General features: G+C 73.5%; 18 protein-coding genes (1 of these 18 cut by a window edge). 15 read left to right on the top strand and 3 right to left on the bottom strand.

The genetic code is table 11. The features are described 5' to 3' along the window. A protein-coding gene (locus tag ACN27A_RS20360; RefSeq protein WP_421455802.1) for a hypothetical protein crosses the window boundary here: on the bottom strand, positions 1–7 show its 5' portion. Its footprint begins 461 nt before the window's first position; the window shows 7 of its 468 coding nt (coding positions 1–7); the start codon lies at positions 5–7; the stop codon falls past the left edge of the window. A gap of 285 nt (positions 8–292) precedes the next feature. Between ACN27A_RS20360 and ACN27A_RS20365 the strand changes: the two genes are divergently transcribed. The 15 genes from ACN27A_RS20365 (at position 293) to fxsT (ending at position 14,642) form a co-directional block, all read left to right on the top strand. Beyond that, a complete protein-coding gene (locus ACN27A_RS20365) occupies positions 293–742 on the top strand; it encodes a PRC-barrel domain-containing protein (protein WP_357578463.1) in 450 nt (149 codons plus the stop codon). 31 nt (positions 743–773) lie between these two features. Beyond that, complete coding sequence (locus tag ACN27A_RS20370; RefSeq protein WP_421455805.1) at positions 774–950, top strand: hypothetical protein; 177 nt, start codon at positions 774–776, stop codon at positions 948–950. A gap of 87 nt (positions 951–1,037) precedes the next feature. Further along, positions 1,038–2,096, top strand: coding sequence for a tryptophan--tRNA ligase (gene trpS / locus ACN27A_RS20375; protein WP_421455807.1), 1,059 nt, complete (start codon positions 1,038–1,040; stop codon positions 2,094–2,096). Between the two features lie 79 nt (positions 2,097–2,175). After that, entirely contained in the window at positions 2,176–2,688 is a 513-nt protein-coding gene (locus ACN27A_RS20380) for a DUF6098 family protein (RefSeq protein ID WP_421455810.1), read from the top strand. Beyond that, the gene (locus ACN27A_RS20385) at positions 2,576–2,869 is read left to right on the top strand and encodes a hypothetical protein (RefSeq protein ID WP_421455813.1); all 294 of its coding nucleotides are present in this window, start codon (positions 2,576–2,578) and stop codon (positions 2,867–2,869) included. The genes ACN27A_RS20380 and ACN27A_RS20385 overlap by 113 nt, the downstream gene beginning before the upstream one ends. Beyond that, on the top strand, positions 2,827–3,354 hold the full coding sequence (locus ACN27A_RS20390; protein WP_421455816.1) for a DUF6244 family protein: 528 nt from the start codon (positions 2,827–2,829) through the stop codon (positions 3,352–3,354). The genes ACN27A_RS20385 and ACN27A_RS20390 overlap by 43 nt, the downstream gene beginning before the upstream one ends. A 188-nt stretch (positions 3,355–3,542) precedes the next feature. Beyond that, on the top strand, positions 3,543–3,965 hold the full coding sequence (locus ACN27A_RS20395) for a hypothetical protein (RefSeq protein ID WP_421458536.1): 423 nt from the start codon (positions 3,543–3,545) through the stop codon (positions 3,963–3,965). Positions 3,966–3,978: 13 nt separating this feature from the next. Next, positions 3,979–4,428: a SitI3 family protein gene (locus ACN27A_RS20400; protein ID WP_421455819.1), complete on the top strand. Its 450-nt coding sequence runs from the start codon at positions 3,979–3,981 to the stop codon at positions 4,426–4,428. A gap of 64 nt (positions 4,429–4,492) precedes the next feature. Beyond that, the gene (locus tag ACN27A_RS20405; RefSeq protein ID WP_421455822.1) at positions 4,493–5,395 is read left to right on the top strand and encodes a DUF4231 domain-containing protein; all 903 of its coding nucleotides are present in this window, start codon (positions 4,493–4,495) and stop codon (positions 5,393–5,395) included. Between the two features lie 98 nt (positions 5,396–5,493). Beyond that, complete coding sequence (locus ACN27A_RS20410) at positions 5,494–5,667, top strand: hypothetical protein (protein WP_421458747.1); 174 nt, start codon at positions 5,494–5,496, stop codon at positions 5,665–5,667. Further along, positions 5,639–7,984 carry an FxsB family cyclophane-forming radical SAM/SPASM peptide maturase gene (locus ACN27A_RS20415; protein WP_421458537.1) on the top strand — a complete coding sequence of 782 codons (2,346 nt, stop codon included), beginning with the start codon at positions 5,639–5,641 and terminating at the stop codon, positions 7,982–7,984. The genes ACN27A_RS20410 and ACN27A_RS20415 overlap by 29 nt, the downstream gene beginning before the upstream one ends. Beyond that, the gene (locus ACN27A_RS20420) at positions 7,975–8,778 is read left to right on the top strand and encodes an aminoglycoside N(3)-acetyltransferase (RefSeq protein ID WP_421455825.1); all 804 of its coding nucleotides are present in this window, start codon (positions 7,975–7,977) and stop codon (positions 8,776–8,778) included. The genes ACN27A_RS20415 and ACN27A_RS20420 overlap by 10 nt, the downstream gene beginning before the upstream one ends. 77 nt (positions 8,779–8,855) lie before the next feature. Further along, positions 8,856–9,536, top strand: coding sequence for a TIR-like protein FxsC (locus ACN27A_RS20425; RefSeq protein ID WP_421455828.1), 681 nt, complete (start codon positions 8,856–8,858; stop codon positions 9,534–9,536). Next, positions 9,523–10,734: a TIR-like protein FxsC gene (locus ACN27A_RS20430; RefSeq protein WP_421455831.1), complete on the top strand. Its 1,212-nt coding sequence runs from the start codon at positions 9,523–9,525 to the stop codon at positions 10,732–10,734. The genes ACN27A_RS20425 and ACN27A_RS20430 overlap by 14 nt, the downstream gene beginning before the upstream one ends. Continuing rightward, on the top strand, positions 10,731–14,642 hold the full coding sequence (gene fxsT, locus ACN27A_RS20435) for an FxSxx-COOH system tetratricopeptide repeat protein (RefSeq protein WP_421455833.1): 3,912 nt from the start codon (positions 10,731–10,733) through the stop codon (positions 14,640–14,642). Before ACN27A_RS20430 ends, fxsT begins: the two co-directional genes overlap by 4 nt. Here the strand turns inward: fxsT and ACN27A_RS20440 are convergent. Together ACN27A_RS20440 and ACN27A_RS20445 are read right to left on the bottom strand one after the other, a co-directional pair. After that, positions 14,636–15,586: an alpha/beta fold hydrolase gene (locus ACN27A_RS20440; protein WP_421455836.1), complete on the bottom strand. Its 951-nt coding sequence runs from the start codon at positions 15,584–15,586 to the stop codon at positions 14,636–14,638. The genes fxsT and ACN27A_RS20440 overlap by 7 nt on opposite strands. A gap of 231 nt (positions 15,587–15,817) precedes the next feature. Continuing rightward, complete coding sequence (locus tag ACN27A_RS20445; protein ID WP_421455839.1) at positions 15,818–16,585, bottom strand: RluA family pseudouridine synthase; 768 nt, start codon at positions 16,583–16,585, stop codon at positions 15,818–15,820. Positions 16,586–16,795 lie beyond the last annotated feature (210 nt).

Here is a 16,795-nt window from a genome sequence, read left to right on the forward strand (position 1 = left end):
GGTACATCCGTGTCCCCCTTTTCCTCTGCGACAGATGCGTCACCAGAATGGTCGGCCCGGTTGGCCGAACGAATGTGCCGACTGGACACTCCGCATCCCCGGCCAATGTGCGCGGCCCATTTCCCGTCGCCGCCACCTGCGGCACAGCCGTGCCATTCATCGACGGTCGGCGAATATGACGTACTTCGCACCGAGAAATTTCAGTGAACCGGAAATTGCCGTGTTGTTTCCCGGAGGCTCGGGCGGGGCACTGACTTCCGGGACCGGCGCAGACCGTCATCGGAGGTGACCCGTGCAGCCGTCGACGTTCAATCCCTGGACCTGGCGCGACCCGTCCGCCCTCGCCGGCGGGTACTCCGGAGCCAACCCCGACTCCGCCCCGCCGGACGGGCCGGAGCCCGGCGGCGACGGACCCGACGCCCCCGGCCCCGGCACCCCGCTCGACCTGGTCGGCTACCGGGTGGAGGCCACCGACGGGCGGATCGGCTCCGTCGACGAGGCGAGTGACGACACCGACGCCCGCTGGCTGGTGGTGGACACCGGACCCTGGATCTTCGGCCGTAAGGTCCTGCTGCCGGCCGGCACCGTGACGCGGGTGGACCACCTGGACCGCACGGTGCACGTGGACCGCACCCGCGAGCAGGTCAAGGAGTCACCGGCCTTCGACCCGGACGCCTACGGCGAGCCCGGCTACCGGGACCGGATCGGCGACTACTACCGGGACAGCTACCGGCAGGGCTGAGCGGGCAGGCCGGAGCCGCTACCGTGAGGGCATGGTCCGGCCGATCAGCTACGCGCCGGAGGTCGTCGACCTGGTCGACGGCCTCCCGCTCGGTGTCGTGACCACCTCTCCGACCCGCTCCGACGACGGCCGCGAGCGGATGATCGACGTACTTCGTGCCGGTGGACTGCGGTTCCGCGACGGCGCGCGATGGCGTACGGCTCACTGAGCCGACCCTGACCGACCCGGGATGACATCCCCGGTCGACGCGCGCCCGCGCACACACTCGTCCACCAGGCACGAAAGGCGTACCACCATGTCCGTTGCACGGATGCTCACCGGGGACCGCCCCACCGGGCGGCTGCACCTCGGCCACTACGTCGGCAGCATCGCCAACCGGGTGCGGCTGCACCAGCGCTACGAGAGCTTCTTCATCATCGCCGACCTGCACATGCTCACCACGCGGAACACCCGCGAGGACATCGAGCGGGTCGCGGGCAACGCCCGGGAGATGGTCACCGACATCCTGGCTGCCGGCGTCGACCCGCGGCGCGCCACCTTCTACCTCCAGTCGGCCATCCCGGAGGTCGGCGACCTGAACACCCTCTTCCAGAACCTGGTCACGGTGCCCCGGCTGGAACGCGTGCCTTCGCTCAAGGACATGGCCCGCGCCGCCGGCAAGGAGGAGATGCCCTACGGCCTGCTCGGGTACCCGGTGCTCCAGGCCGCCGACATCCTCTGCGTGAAGGGGCAGGTCGTCCCGGTCGGCAAGGACAACGCGGCGCACGTGGAGGTGACGCGGGAGATCGCCCGGCGCTTCAACCACCTCTACGGGGAGGTGTTCCCCGTGCCGGAGACGATCGCGTCGGAGACGCCCACCCTGGTCGGCACGGACGGCCGGGCGAAGATGAGCAAGAGCCTGGGCAACGCGATCGCGCTCTCCGCCGATCCGGCGACGGTGCGCCGGGCGGTGATGGGCATGTACACCGACCCGAACCGGGTCCGGGCCGACGTGCCCGGCACCGTCGAGGGGAACCCGGTCTTCGCGTACCACGACATCTTCAACCCCGATCGGGCTCAGGTCGACGACCTCAAGGAGCGCTACCGGGCCGGGCGGGTCGGCGACGTGGAGGTGAAGGAGAAGCTGGCGGTCGCGCTCGACCGGTTCCTGGACCCGATCCGGGAGCGTCGGGCCCGGCTCGAGGCCGAGCCCGGGCTGGTCGACCAGTTGATCTTCGAGGGCACGGAACGGACCCGCCACGAGGTGCGGCAGACGCTCGTCGAGGTCCGCCGGACGATGGGGCTGACCAGCGCGTACACGCAGGTGCGCCGTAGGGCCGAGCGGCACCGCAAGGCCACGGCCACGCCGGCCTGAGCGGTCGTACGACCGGCCCGGGACAGGGAATGGGCTCCAGCACCGGGCCGGTTCGTGCGGAGCGGTCGCGGTGGGACGAATGAGTGGCTCCGGGCGGGGCAACTGGAACACCATGGGCGTGGTCCGGTACGAGGCGGTGCTGCCGGTCGTCGACGAGCTGGACCAGCTCGTCGACCTGCTGCGCAAGGCGACCTCGGGTGAGCAGTTGTACGTCCGGTGGTCCCGCGGGCCGGGCCTCGACCTGTCCGGCGAGCACGGGTCGGGGCAGTCCAGCAAGGACGCGCTGACCGGCATCGACCTGCCCGGCCTCTCCGCCAATCCGCTCGCCGTCGAGTCGTGGTGGGGCGATCGGCCGCTGCGGCTGTGGGTGGCCCGCCGGCTCTACGACTACTGCCACCTGCGTCGGCTACGCGGCCCGGCGTACGCCCCTGGGTGCTGGCCGGCGAGCAGCGCGGCCGGGCCCGGACAACGAGCCGCTGGTGCGGTGCCGCCGACCGGTCGCGTGGGTGTCGGAGCGGGCGCTGCGGGAGGCGGACCGGGTGTCGAGGCGCAGGCGTCGACGGAATGGGGACCACTGCACCGGGCCGACTGATCCGCCCCGGCCGAGTGGGGCACCGGCGGCTCGGCGCGGCCCCGTGCACCGCCTCCGAGGTCTGGCGGCCCGGGGGCGCGGGTCGCTAGGTTTCAGCTTCGGGTATTCCACTGTCGTCGATCGGGGGAAGTCGGCCGCGTGTCGCACATCGAGAAGATCACCGGGGAGCTGCGCGCCTTGACCACCGGCGTCGACAGGGCGCAGGCGCTGGCGGCCGCCGCCGACAACCAGGCGCAGGAGGTTGCCCTGCGCGCCGCCGGCGCCGGCTTCGCCGCCGTGGCGGCGGGCGTGATCCGGGTACGCGACGGCATCTCGGCCGTCCGGGGCAGCCTGGGCAGCCTCGCGACCACCATCGGCGAGGCCACGAAGGCCACCGCGGCCGTCCCGCAGGAGGCCAGCCCGCACGAGACGATCGCCGGCCTGGCACCGGTGCACAACGCGTGCGACGGCATCCGCGACGCCGCCGCCACCACCGCCGCACAGGTCCGCGAGACGCGACAACTCGTCACCACCGTCCTGCACGGCGGCCAACCCGGCCCCCTCGTGCAGTCCCTGGAGAGCATCACGCAGGTCCTGAGCCTGGTCGCCCAACGCACCGCCAGCGCCCGGCAGGCGGTCGAGACGGCGATCGCCGAGGCCCGCCAGCTGGGGTCGGCGGGAAACTGACCGGGGCTGGCGGCAGCACACCGTCCAGCCCCACCGTCACAGCACCCGCCCCCGACGCCTCCCCGGCAGACGACACCGACACCGCCGACCACGACGCCGGGCACGAGGGTCCCACACCCGGTCTTGCGTTCTGGACCAGGCCCGCCACCGGCTCCCTCAGCGGCGCACCAACCGGACCACGGACCCGAATCCCGGCGAAGGAGAGACCAACGGAACGCCGCAGCCTGGAACTGGAGAACGAGACCGCCGACAAGATCGCCCACCAGGGCTACCGCGTGCACCAGAACCCGACGAAACAAGAGATCGCAACAGCCCGGCGGAACACCGGCGACGTCGTCGATCCGGAACGGTCGCCGGATTACCTGATCGAAGGGCTCATCTTCGATTGCTACTCTCCCGGTCCCACCACCTCAGTCCGAGCCATTGGAAGCGCGGTCACGAGGAAGATCACGGACGCCCAGACGCAGCGCGTGGTGCTGAACCTCCAGGATTGGCGGGGGGACGTCGGCGCCCTGCAGAAGCAGTTCGACGACTGGCCGGTACCAGCGTTGGAAGAACTGGTGGCAGTCACACGGAACGGCACGATCGTCGAAATCGTCCGGCGAAACTGAGGGAAGGCGCCACATGTCCATCACCTACCGACTGACGCTGGCCGGTGACATCCCGTTGGAGCTCGTGGCCGAACTCGCCGCTCCGGGTGCCGCCGAGACACCCACGCCGGCCGGGAACCGCCTGCTCAGCGCCAACCTGAACGAGGAGTGCGGGTACGTCGTCAGCATCACGTCGGGCAGCCACGGGTACTACGGCGCGGAAGATGACGGTGGCGTCCAGTGGGAGTGGGAGCCGGAGACCTACGTCGACATCGGCTTCCACATGCGCAAGGACACGCTGACCGACAAGGGCAGGCCGCACATGCTGCGTACCGTGGGCCGGGTGCTGGCCAGCCGGCCCGAGGACGCGGCGTTGGTGCTCAACGACAACTGGCTGATGCTGACCCGGGTGAACGGCGTGCTCCGCCGGCACAACGAGGCCGACTGGTACGACGAGGCGTACGACAGCTTCCTGCCCGGCTGACCCGCGGATCGCACGGCCGTTTCGGGTCCCCCTGGCACGGGCGCGGCCGCCCTACCATCGGATCGTGGCGAACTTCGATGTCCCGGTAGCGGTCGCGACGATCTGGCAGCGGCAGGCTGCCTGGTCACGGGCGTCCGGCGAGGCCAAGCGTGCGATCACCCGTGCGCGGTCGACCATCGCCGCGCTCACCGTGGGGGCCGCCGTGTGCGGCACCCTCGCCAACCAGCTCGGGCACGCCCACCCCGGTGTGGGACGGGCGCTCGCGATCGTCGCGGCGGCGGCGCTGCTCGTGGTGCCGCTGGCGGCACGGTGGTCCTCCCGGGAGGCGGTGCACGCGTGGACCCGCCTCCGCTCGGTCTCCGAGGCGCTGAAGGCGGACACCTACCGCTACCTCGCCGGGGTCGCCCCGTTCGGCGGGGCGGACCGGGACGCCGTCCTGCTCGGTCGGTTCGACGCGCTCATGGACGACGCCGGCGACCTGGTCGGCCGCACCCTGGACGCGCCGCCGGCCGACCGTCCGCTGCCGGCCGTCTCGGACGTGACCACGTACGTGACGGAACGGTTGCAGCGGCAGGTCGACGGCTACTACCTGCCGGCCGCCCGCCGGATGGCCCGCGCCGCGCGGCGGGTCCGGTACGCGGCGACGGGGCTCACGATCGCCGCCGCCCTGCTCTCCGCGACGGTCGGGGTGCTCGGCGACAACCTCGGCCTCACCGCCTGGATCGGTGTCGCGGCGGCCGTGACCACGGCCCTGGTCGGCTACGGCTCAGCCCAGCAGTACGAGCACCACCAGATCGAGTACGCCCGCACCGCCGACCAGCTGACCCGGCTGCGCACGGTCCGCGAGACCGGGCTGGGCTGGGCCGACGACGACGCGTTCGTCGCCGAGGCGGAGCGCATCATCTCGCTGTCGAACGAGGGCTGGATGGCGAAGATGATCGAGCAGGATGGCGCTGCGCAGCCGTGACATCACAGGTTGTGCCATATAGCATCGTCGATAGTCGTCGTTGACCGTCGCCGTGGGCGGTCGTCCGTCCACTCCCGACTCCAAATGGGGGAACCGACGTGGATCGCACCGCACGCCAGCCCGATCCGACCCCGCCGCCACTGGACGACCTCCGGCGCACCCCGCTCGGCCGGATCCCGCTCGACCGGGCCCGCTCCGTCGCCCGCGTGACCAGCCGCAGGGAGGATCGCCCGGCCCGTGTCGATGTCGCGGCCTTCATCTCTGCGATCTGAGCCAGCCGGGCCGGGCGGTCGGCCGACCGGGCAGGTCGCCCCGCTGACGCAGTACGTGCTGAAGCTGGTCAGCCGCTGCGACCTCGCCTGCGACCACTGCTACGTCTACGAACACCCCGACCAGTCCTGGCGGCGCCAGCCCCGGGTGATGGCCCCCGACACGGTGACGGCAGTCGCCCAGCGGATCGCGGAGCACGCGGCGACGCATCGGCTCGGCGTCGTACGGGTGGTCCTGCACGGCGGTGAGCCCCTGCTCGCCGGCGCCGCCCGGCTCGACGCCACCGCCGCCACCCTGCGGCGCGTCATCGGCCCGGTGGCCCGGCTCGACCTGCGGATGCAGACCAACGGGGTGCTGCTCACCCCGGCGACCTGCGACGTGCTGGTCGCCCACGACGTCAAGGTGGGGATATCGCTCGACGGCGACCGGGCCGCCAACGACCGGCACCGCCGCCACGCCAACGGGTCGAGCAGCCACCCCCAGGTGCTGCGGGCGCTGTCGCTGCTGCGCAGCCCCGCGTACCGCAGCAGCTACGCGGGCATCCTCTGCACCGTCGACCTCGCCAACGACCCGATCCGGGTGTACGAGGCGCTGCTGGCCGAGGAGCCGCCGCACGTCGACTTCCTGCTGCCGCACGCCAACTGGGACAACCCACCCGCCCGGCCCGACGGCCTCGCCACCCCGTACGCCGACTGGCTGCTGGCCGTCCACCGGCGCTGGACGGCCGACGGGCGTCCGGTGCCGATCCGCCTGCTGGAGTCCCTCCTCTCCACCGCGTCCGGGCACGGCAGCCACAGCGAGGCGGTCGGGCTCGGCCCGGCCGACCTGGTCGTCGTCGAGACCGACGGCACCTTCGAGCAGGTCGACTCGCTCAAGTCCGCCTTCGACGGCGCCGCGGCCACCGGCCTGGACGTCTTCCGCCACCGGGTGGACGACGCCGCGGCCCACCCGGCGATCGCCGTACGGCAGACCGGTCTCGACGGTCTCTGCGCGACCTGCCGCGCGTGCCCCGTGGTCGGGCACTGCGGCGGCGGACTGTACGCCCACCGGTACCGCGCCGGGAACGGCTTCGACAACCCGTCTGTCTACTGCCCGGACCTGCTGGAACTCGTCCGGGCGGTGACGGCGGCGCCGGTCGCCGACGAACCCGCCCGGCCCACCGACTCGCTCCACCCGCGCGTCCTCGACGACCTGGCCACCGGCGCGGGCACGGCGGGCTCGGCCGCGCAGCTGGCCGCCGTCCACCTGGCGCTGGTGCGCGCCCTGCTGGTCGCGCTCAGCGAGCGGGCCGCGGGCGACCCGGTGGCGGCCGACGGGTGGCGGCTGCTGGTCCACCTGGACGACGCGCACCCCGACGCCGTCCGCGCCGTGCTGGCCCACCCCTTCGTGCGCCGCTGGGCGCGGCGCTGCCGGGACGGGACGGCCGAGCTGTCCTACCTGGCGTGCGTGGCGGCGGCCGCCGCCGTCCGCGCCGGGGTCCGGGCCGACCTGCCCGTCCCGGTGCGCGACGGGGTGGTCAGCCTGCCGACGCTCGGCGCGCTCGCGGTCGGTGCCGAGCGGGGCGTCGTCAGGCTCGTCGTCGACGGCGGCGGCGTCCGGCTCGCCGGGCGGCGGATCGCGGTCCACCCGGGCCACGACGGCGACCCGGCCCGGGAGGACGGGCCGGACGGCTGGCTGCCGGTGCGTGCCGTCCCTCTCGGCGGTGACCGGCTGCTGTTGGAGGACACCGATCCGCACCGGGACGGCTACGACCTGCCGGTCGAGCCGCGGCTCTCCGGCGCCGCCGCGCTGGGGTGGACGCGGCGGCTGGAGGGGGCGGTGCGGCGGATCGACGCCGAGGCCACCAGCTACACGGCGGGCGTACGCACCCTGCTGCGGGCCGTCGTGCCGCTGCGCGCGGAGCCGACCGGCCGGTTCCGCAGCGCCGCCGCCGGCGCCGCCTTCGGCGCGGTGGCCGTCACGGCCGTACCCGACGACGCCACCCTCGCCGTGCTGCTGGTGCACGAGGTGCAGCACCTCAAGCTCAGCGCGGTGCTGGACGTCTGCGACCTGTTCGACCGCGACGACACCCGGACGCTGCGCGTGCCGTGGCGGGACGACCCGCGGCCGGTGGAGGGCGTGCTGCACGGCGTCTACGCCCATCTGGCGGTCGCCGACGTGTGGCGCCACCGCCCCGGGCCGGCCGCCGGGGGGCACTTCCGCCGCTACCGGGACTGGACCGACGGGGCCCTCGACGCCCTGCTCGACCTCGGCGTCCTGACCGCCGCCGGCGAGCGGTTCGTCGGCGGAATGCGCGCCACGGTGGACAGATGGCCGTGACCGCCGGCCCGCTCCGGCGGGCCACGCTGACGGCGGACCTGCGCGCGCTGGGACTGCGGCCGGGGTCCACCGTGCTGGTGCACTGCGCCCTGTCCCGCGTCGGCCGGGTGGCGGGCGGCCCCGCCACGCTGCTGGCCGCCCTGCGGGACGTGCTGGGCGGAGCGGGCACGGTGGTCGTACCGGCGCAGACAGCCGGCAACTCCACCACCTCGCGGGCGTTCCGGGCGGCGACCGCCGGCATGGACGCCACGGGGATCGCGGCGGCGGAGGCGGCCATCGTGCCGTTCGACCCGGCGCGCAGCCCCGCCGAGGGCATGGGGGTCTTCGCCGAGCACGTACGCCGGCAGCCGGGGGCGTACCGGAGCCGCCACCCGCAGACCTCCTTCGCCGCCCTCGGCCCCGACGCGGCCCGGCTGACCGCCGTCCACGACCTCGGCTGCCATCTTGGCGAACGCTCGCCCCTCGGCGCGCTGCACGCCGCCGACGCCGTGGTGCTGCTGCTCGGCGTCGACTGGTCGGTCTGCACGGCGTTCCACCTGGCCGAGTACCGGTTGCGCCGCCCGCCGGCCGACCGGGCGTACCGGTGCTACCTGCGCGACGCCGCCGGGCGGCGGGTCCGGCGCGACTTCCGGGCCCCGGACCTGCACGACTCCGACTTCCCGCTGATCGGCCGGGCCCTGACGGACGCCGGGCCGGTGCGCACCGGGCGGGTCGGCGGCGCCGACGCCCGGCTCGTGGATCTCCGGGTGGCCGTCGACTTCGCCCGAGGGTGGATGGATGAGCACCGCCGGTGACGAACGGGGCAGCGACGGGTTGGCGGCTGTCGATACTGTGGACGGCTGGGAGTCGCTGCACCGGTCGGGAGCGGTAGGTGGCAGAGGAAACGTACGGGGAGGACGAGAGCGCCCCCGTGTTCTTCCTCAGCTACGCCCGCACGAAGAACCGGGTGGCCGCGCCCCCGCGCGACACCAACCAGAAGGTCTTCCAGCTCTTCGTCGACCTGTCCGACCACGTCGTCGAGCTGCTCGGCCTCGGCCCGGGACGGACGGCCGGATTCATGGACCGGATGCTCGACGGCGGGCAGGTGTGGACCGAGGACCTGGCCTTCGCCGCCGGCCAGTGCCAGGTCTTCATCCCGTTGATCTCGCCGCAGTACCTGAACAGCGCCTGGTGCGCCAAGGAGTGGGACGCGTTCACCCGGCGGCAGGTCCTGCACCGGCCGGGCGCCGAGCCGTCCGCCGGGGAGACACCTGTCGTCCCGGTCAACTGGTCGGTGGTGGACCGTCGGCGGCTGCCGGAGGTCGTGTCGCGGCGGCAGATGTTCACCCCGACCCGGTTGCCCCCGGACATCGCCCCGCAATACCACGACGAGGGCATCTACGGCCTGTTGAGCCTCGGCAAGAACGGCAAGGACGCCTACGACGCGGTGGTCTGGCGGCTCGCGCAGCGGATCGCCCGGGCCTACCAGACGCACTGGGTGCGGGCGGAGGTCCCGACGGACGTACGGCTGTTGCGCGAGACGTTCGAGGAGGTCGGACATGACGTGGTCTGACCTCACGGGGGCCCGTGCCGTCGCGCGCCGGGAGACGTACTTCTTCCTCAGCTACGCCCACTCGGTGCCGCTGTCGGCCGCGTCCCGGCCGGACACCGACTACTGGGTCAGCCGGTTCTTCCACGACCTGGCCGCCGCCGTGCGGCGCGGCGCCACGAGGAGCGGCGACCTCGACGCCGGCTTCTTCGACGGTCAGGTCAGCCCCGGGGCCGACCTCAGGCAGACCCTCACCGAGGCGCTGAGCCTCACGCACGTCTTCGTGCCGCTGCACTCGCCGAACTACTTCCGCAACGCGTGGGCGCTGGGCGAGCGCGAGTCGTTCCGCAGCCGGCTCACCCGGCTCGCCCCGGCGCGGGCCGAGCGGCACCTGCTGCCGGTGCTGTGGCTGCCCCTGCCGTCCTGGGGCGACCGGCCCGAGACGACCCAGGCCCTCGACCTGGTCCACGACGCCGACGACCGGGCCGACTACGCCGAGAACGGGCTGCGCGCCCTCTGCAAGCTCAGCGCCTACCGCCGCCAGTACGAGAGCGTCCTCGCGGCGCTGGCGGCGCGCATCGTCCTGGTGGCCGAGACGCAGCCGCTGGCCCGTTCCCGGGCGGCGACGTTGTCCAGCCACCCGGTCACCGACGGCGGGGGCCCGGCGCTGGTGGTCACCACCCTCACCGACCACGCGCGGTGGCGGCCGTACGCCGGGCAGCACGAGCTGGCGGTGGCCGACTACGTCGCCGCGACCGGCGAGCGGCTGGGCCTGCCCACCCGGGTCGTCGACCTGGCGACCGCCCGCGCCCTGGCGCCGGCGAGCCCCACCGTCGTGCTGGTGGACGCCGCGACCGGCGCCGCCGCCGCCCGGGCCGCGCTGGACGGCCTGCCCCGCTGGGTCGTCCCGTTGGTCATCGCCGCCGAGCACGAGCGTGGCGAGTCGGCGCCCGAGTCGATCGCCGGTACGTTGCAGGACGCCGGATTCCCCCGGGTGCTGCCGGCGCGCGCGATCGACGAGTTCGAGCGCTGCGCGCCGCTGCTGGTGACCGAGGCCCGCAAGCAGTTCCTCCGGCACGGTCCGGTGTACCCGCCCGACGGCCCGGCCGCGCCGAAGCCGACGCTGCGGCCGTCCCGGCCGTCCGACGGCCCGCCGGTCACCGGTCCGGGCCTGCCGCCGACGCGGCCGTTCGACACGACGCGAGGGAAGGACGAGCGATGACGCCATCGCGCGAAGGGCAGGTCGTCACCTTCTACTCCTACAAGGGCGGTACGGGCCGCACCATGGCGCTTGCCAACACCGCGTGGATCCTCGCCGCGAACGGCCAGCGGGTGCTCGTCGCCGACTGGGACCTGGAATCTCCCGGCCTGCACCGGTTCTACGCCCCGTTCCTCGACCCGGAGCAGGTCGCCACGACCGGGGGCGTGATGGACCTGATCCTGGACTACGAGTGGGAGAACGCGCGCCGGCGCGAGGAGACCGGCGCCGACCCCCGGCCGGGCGACTGGCACCGGGAGTACGCCCGGGTCCACCGCTACGCGTTCTCGGTGGGTTGGGAATTTCCCGGCGGCGGCAGCCTCGACCTGCTGCTGGCCGGCCGGCACAACCCCGACTACGCGACCAGCGTGACCGGCCTCAACTGGGACAACTTCTACAACCGGCTCGGCGGCGCGCAGTTCTTCGACGCGCTGCGCGAGGACATGAAGCGGCACTACGACTACGCCCTCATCGACAGCCGCACCGGGATCAGCGACGTCGCCGAGATCTGCACCATCCACCTGCCCGACGTCCTGGTCGACTGCTTCACCCTCAGCGACCAGGGCATCGACGGCGCCGCGGCGGTGGCCGCCCGGGTCCGCGACTACGAGGGGCGCCGGGCGCGGCGGGTGCTGCCCGTGCCGATGCGCGTCGACGACGGGGAGAAGAGCAAGCGGGACGCCGGCCGGTCGCTGGCCATGCAGAAGTTCACCGGCCTGCCGGGCGGCATGACCGACAGCGAGCGGCAGGCGTACTGGCTGACCGTCGAGGTGCCCTACCGCGCGTACTACGCCTACGAGGAGACGCTTGCGACGTTCGGCGACGAGCCGGGTGGCCGGACCACGCTGCTGTCCGCGTACGAGACGCTGACCAGCCACATCACCAACGGCAGGATCACCGGTCTGCCCCGGATGGACGACCAACTGCGCCGCCGGACGGTGCAGCGCTTCGAGCGCAAGCCGACGGTCGTGGACGAGCTGATCGTGCTGCGCCACGTGCCCGAGGACCAGGTCTGGGCGGAGTGGGCGCAGGCCGTGCTGAACTCGGCCGACCTGCGGGTCGTCACCGCACCCCTGGACGGGCCGGCGCCCGAGCCGACGGGCCCGGCCTTCCGGGAGGTCCGGCTGGTCTCCCGGGCCTACCTGGCGGCCCGGCGCGCCCGCCCCGACACCGACGGCGACCAGGGCGCGCCGAGCTGGCTGGCCGTGCACGTCGACGACACCCCGCCGGTGCCGGACGTCCCGGTCGGCAGCTGGACGGCCGTGCACGACCTCACCGCCGAGGACGCGGCGACCCACCTGCTGAAGCTGGTGGGACGCACGGTGGGCGCGACCGGCCTGCGCCCCGCCCGCTTCCCGGGGGTGCGCGCCACGGTGTTCAACGCGCCGGCCCGCAACGCCCGCTTCACCGGGCGCGAGGACCTGCTGCGCAGGCTCCGCGAGGAGCTGAAGGCGTCGGGCGGGGGCGGCACCCCGGTCGCGCTGCGGGGCGGCCCCGGTCTCGGCAAGACGCAGCTCGCCATCGAGTACGCGCACCGGTTCCGGGGCGCGTACGACATCATCTGGTGGGTGGCCGCCGACCCGCCGCAGTTCGTCGACGTGCTCATGACGGAGCTCAGCGACGAGCTGGGCCTGCCGGCCCAGACGACCATCCCGGAGACCAACCGCGCCCTTCGGCAGCGGCTGGGCCAGACCGAGCGCCGCCCCGACGGCAGCCCTCCGCCGCACTGGCTGCTCATCTTCGACAACGCCGACCAGTACGAACACGTCCGGCCCTACCTGCCGCAGGGCAACGGCCACGTACTGGTCACCACCCGCAACCCGGACTGGGGCGACCTGGCGCGGGCGGTGGACGTGGAGGCGTTCGAGCGGGCGGAGAGCGTCGCGCACCTGCGCGCCCGGCTGGGCGAGCACCTGATGAGCGTCGCCGAGGCCGAGCGGGTCGCCGACGCCGTGGAGAACGTGCCGATCTTCGTCGCGACGGTCGGGGCGTGGCTGGCCGACACCCGGACGCCGGTCGACGAATACCTCGCCGGGCTGCGCCGCACCGGCCTGGAGACGGAGGTCTGGGACCTCCCGCTGCAACGGCTGAGGCAGGGCTCCCCGGGGGCCTACCGGCTGCTCCAACTCGCGTCGGTGCTCGCCCCGGAGATCTCCCTGGAACTGCTCTACGGCGACCAGGTGGCCCAGGTCATCGCCCCGTACGACAAGGTGGTGGCGGCCCGCGTCGCCGACCGGGTCTCCGAACGCGACATCGCGGCGGCGCTGGTGCAGCGGATGAACAAGCTCGCGCTGATCAAGCTCGACCCGCACGCCCACCGGGTCCAGGTGCACCGGCTGTTGCAGAATGCCCTGCGCGCCCGCATGTCCGACGCCGAGCTCATCACGGCCAAGCACGAGGTGCACCAGATCCTCGCCGGGTCGCGACCGCCCGGCGAGGTGTCGGACCCGGCCAACCGGCAGCGCCTGCGGATGCTCTGGCCCCACCTCGACGGGTCCGACGCGATCTCCTGCCGCGACGACGACGTCCGGCAGCTCGTCATCGACCGGATCCGCTACATCTACGTCAACGGCGGCTACGAGCAGGGCGAGCGGTACGCGCGGGAGACCGAGGCTGTCTGGTCGACGCTGCTGGCGGAGTTCCCGCCGGACGGGCCGGAGCACCGCAAGCTGCGCGTCCAGCTGCTGCACCTGCGGTTCAACTGGGCCAACCTGCTGCGCAGCCTCGGGCGGTTCGAGGAGGCCCACCGGCTGGACGAGGACACGCTGCGCCAGCAGGAGGAGCTGATCGGCGAAAGCCACCCGCACACCCTGATGACCGCCGGCGGCTACGGCGCCGACCTGCGTACCCTGGGCCGTTACCGGGAGGCCCTGGAGCGTGACCTGCGGACGTACGCCGCGTCGGTCGAGGTCTTCGGCGAGGACCACCGGGGAACCCTCATCGCCGCCAACAACCTGGCGGCGTCCTACCGGCTGATGGGCATGTTCGACAAGGCCCTCGACGGCGACCAGGCCACCAACCGTCGGCTGCGGGTCGTCCTCGGCCACGATCACCCGAACACGTTGGCGTCGGCCAACAACCTCGCCCGGGACCTTCGGGAGACGGGCGACTACGAGGGTTCCGTGGCGCTGCTGCGGGAGACGGTGACGGGTTACCGGAACCTCTTCGGCGAGCACTCCCGGGACCTGCTCACCGCGCAGGCCAACCTGGCCGTGTCGCTGCGCAGCACCGGGGAGATCGCCGAGGCGGCCCAACTGCTCGACGAGACCTACCAGCGGCTCCTGGCCACCCAGGGGCCGACCAGCCCGGACACCCTGTTCAGCTGGCTCAGCCGGACGGCGAACCTGATGTTGCAGGGGCAGAGCGCGCAGGCGCTGACGGAGCTGGGCGAGGTGGAGCAGATGTTCGTCCGGCTGTTCGGCGCCGATCACCCGTACTCGCTGGTCTGCCGGATCAACCTGGGCGTGGCCCTGTGGGACGCCGGCGACACGGGCACCGGCCGGTCGCTCACCGAGACCACGGCGCGGGAGGTGTTCGCCGCGCTCGGCGACCGGCACCCGTTCGCCATGGCGGCGGCCAACAACGTCGCGGTCTTCACCATCCTCGCCGGGGACACGGAGAAGGGACGCGACCGGCTGCGGGCCGTGGTGGAGCAGTTGACCGAGGTGCTCGGGGCCGAGCACCCCGACACGCTGCGCAGCCGGGGCAACCTGGAGACCGCCCAGCAGGCGTTGTCCGGCGGGCGGGTGAGCATCGGCCGGATGCGGATCGCCGACCGGCTCGCCAACCGGATCGGGCAGCACCACCCCAGCGTCGTGGTGCTACGCGACGGGCGGTACGTGCGCCGGGTGCTCGACCCGCACCCCTACTGACCGGGCCGGGCGCCGATCAGCAGGTCGGCGCCCAGCGCCGCGTCGGGGTCGACGAGCCAGCGCAGGATGCGCGGCAACTCCTCGACCGCGTCGAAGTGCGCCGCCCCGGGCCGGACCTCCATCTCGGCGCCGGGTATCTGCGCGGCCAGCCAGCGGCCGTGGCTGACCGGGGCGAAGTTGTCGTCGGCGCCGTGCCACAGCCGCACCGGCGTCGCCGCGGTGTCGATCGCCGACAGGTCGAACGCCCAGGGGCGGCGGAACGCCAGCACGTCGTCGATCCACCCGTACGGCCCGGAGCGGAGCGCCTCCGCGTAGGTGTCGGTGATGAGCCGGCGCAGCGCCGGGTCGTTGACGGCCCGGCGGTCCGCCGTGCTCATCTCCGTCCGCAGGTCCGCCAGGAGCAGTCGCGGGTCCGCGGCGGCCCGCTCGGCGCGCTGGCGGATCTCCTCCACCACCGCGGCGGTGTCGGGGCTGCCGACCCCGAACCCGCGCACGTTGCCGGTGTTCATGCCGCCGACCCAGTCCAGCTCGATGGCGTTCCACGGGGCGAGGCTGACCAGCACGGCCACCCGGGTCACCCGGCCGCGCAGCCGGGCGTCGGCCGCGCAGGCGAGGGCGTGCGGGCCGCCGCCGGAGCGGCCGACGACGGCGAACTGCTCCACGCCCAGGTGGTCGGCGATCGCCTCCACGTCGCGGGCGGCGTCGGCGACGTCGCGGTCCTCGCGCCGGTCGGAGTCGCCGTAGCCGGGTCGGTCGTAGGCGATCAGCCGGACGCCCATGCGGTAGAGGACGATGCCGCGCGGCTTCGGGCCACGGCGGCTGCCGGGCGTGCCGTGGAGCAGGAAGACGGGGAAGCCGTCGGGCGCGCCGGTCACCTCGTACGCCACGCGTCTGCTGTCCTCGCGTTCGGCGAAGTCGGCCCCTGGCTCGCCGTCTCGGGTCACTCCGTCCTGCCCTTCGGTGCCGCAACCAGCCAATACTCGCAACCCGGCATCGAGTGGAGACGATGTCTGACTGCTCCACTCAGCAATCGAGCCTAATGGTCGGGCCCGCCGCGCCGCTATGGCGAGCCGGAACAAGGGGCCGGATCTGTCGGAAACGACACCTCCGGTCTGCCGCCGCTGGAACTTCCGGCGGCCGCTTCGACCGGGGACGCCGGCGGCCGGGTCGGACGGTCAGGCGGTCAGCGCGTCGAGGGCGTCGTCGAGCCGGGGCTTGCGGCCCTCGGCGAAGACGTCGAGGAACTCCTCGCCAGGCGCGGCCCAGAACCGGGTACGCGGCTCGTCGCGCCAGTCGCACGTGATCTCGCAGCCCCACGAGTGCAGGTACGTCCGCTGGTCCGCCTGCCCGCGGTGGAACAGCGGGTCGCCGACGATCGGGAAGCCGAGCCACGCCAGGTGGACGCGGATCTGGTGACGCCGGCCGGTGACCGGCTTGAGCACCAGCAGCGTACGGTCGCCGCTGACCAGCGCCGTGGCGAAGTCGGTACGGGACTCGTAGGAGGGCTTGGACCGGTCGACGGCCGACTCCGGCAGCGCGAAGCGGCGGCGGTCGGCGTCGTAGCGGATGGCCTCGCGCTCGCCCGCGATGCGGATGGTGCCCTTGCGGCCCGGCCGCAGCGGCAGGTCGATGGTGCCGTTCTCGGGCAGTCGCGCCCCCTCGACCCAGGCCAGATAGCGCTTGTCGGCGCCCCGGTTGGCGAACTGCCGGGTCAGCGAGGCGTGCGCCGACGGCGTCCTGGCCAGCAGCAGCAGCCCCGAGGTGACCTTGTCGATGCGGTGCACCCAGTGCACCGGCTCCCCGGCGGCGGCGGCCAGGTCGGTCAGGGACTCGGCGTGCCGCTCGCCCATCACGGAGATGCCCGGCGGCTTGTCGAGCACGAGCAGGTGGTCGTCCTCGTGGACTGGCCGGCGCCGAAGCTCCGACCAACTGAAGGTGGTCATCGTCGCCTCGGCTCTCGATTGTCCTGAGCTGTTCCGGGTGGTCGACGGCCGCCCGGGGCGGTGGTCACGCGCGGCGCGGGGGCCCAGGCCGGCCAGGTGGGCCGACACGGCGAAGGATACCAACCCGACGGCCGCGCCCCCGGTGTCGCGCGGTGCCGCGCAGGCGCGACCACGTCATCGGCCTGCTTCGAGGTGTGGAGCGGGCCGACG

The organism is Micromonospora sp. WMMD737, from assembly GCF_049179055.1.
In the GTDB taxonomy this organism is placed as follows: Bacteria; Actinomycetota; Actinomycetes; order Mycobacteriales; family Micromonosporaceae; genus Micromonospora; species Micromonospora reichwaldensis.

Coding starts and splice junctions, on each gene's coding strand:
- ACN27A_RS20445 (WP_421455839.1), bottom strand. CDS start 16,585: ATGACCACCTTCAGTTGGTCGGAGCTTCGGCGCCGGCCAGTCCACGAG.
- ACN27A_RS20380 (WP_421455810.1), top strand. CDS start 2,176: ATGAGTGGCTCCGGGCGGGGCAACTGGAACACCATGGGCGTGGTCCGG.
- ACN27A_RS20430 (WP_421455831.1), top strand. CDS start 9,523: ATGACGTGGTCTGACCTCACGGGGGCCCGTGCCGTCGCGCGCCGGGAG.
- fxsT (WP_421455833.1), top strand. CDS start 10,731: ATGACGCCATCGCGCGAAGGGCAGGTCGTCACCTTCTACTCCTACAAG.
- ACN27A_RS20420 (WP_421455825.1), top strand. CDS start 7,975: ATGGCCGTGACCGCCGGCCCGCTCCGGCGGGCCACGCTGACGGCGGAC.
- ACN27A_RS20415 (WP_421458537.1), top strand. CDS start 5,639: ATGTCGCGGCCTTCATCTCTGCGATCTGAGCCAGCCGGGCCGGGCGGT.
- ACN27A_RS20370 (WP_421455805.1), top strand. CDS start 774: ATGGTCCGGCCGATCAGCTACGCGCCGGAGGTCGTCGACCTGGTCGAC.
- trpS (WP_421455807.1), top strand. CDS start 1,038: ATGTCCGTTGCACGGATGCTCACCGGGGACCGCCCCACCGGGCGGCTG.
- ACN27A_RS20400 (WP_421455819.1), top strand. CDS start 3,979: ATGTCCATCACCTACCGACTGACGCTGGCCGGTGACATCCCGTTGGAG.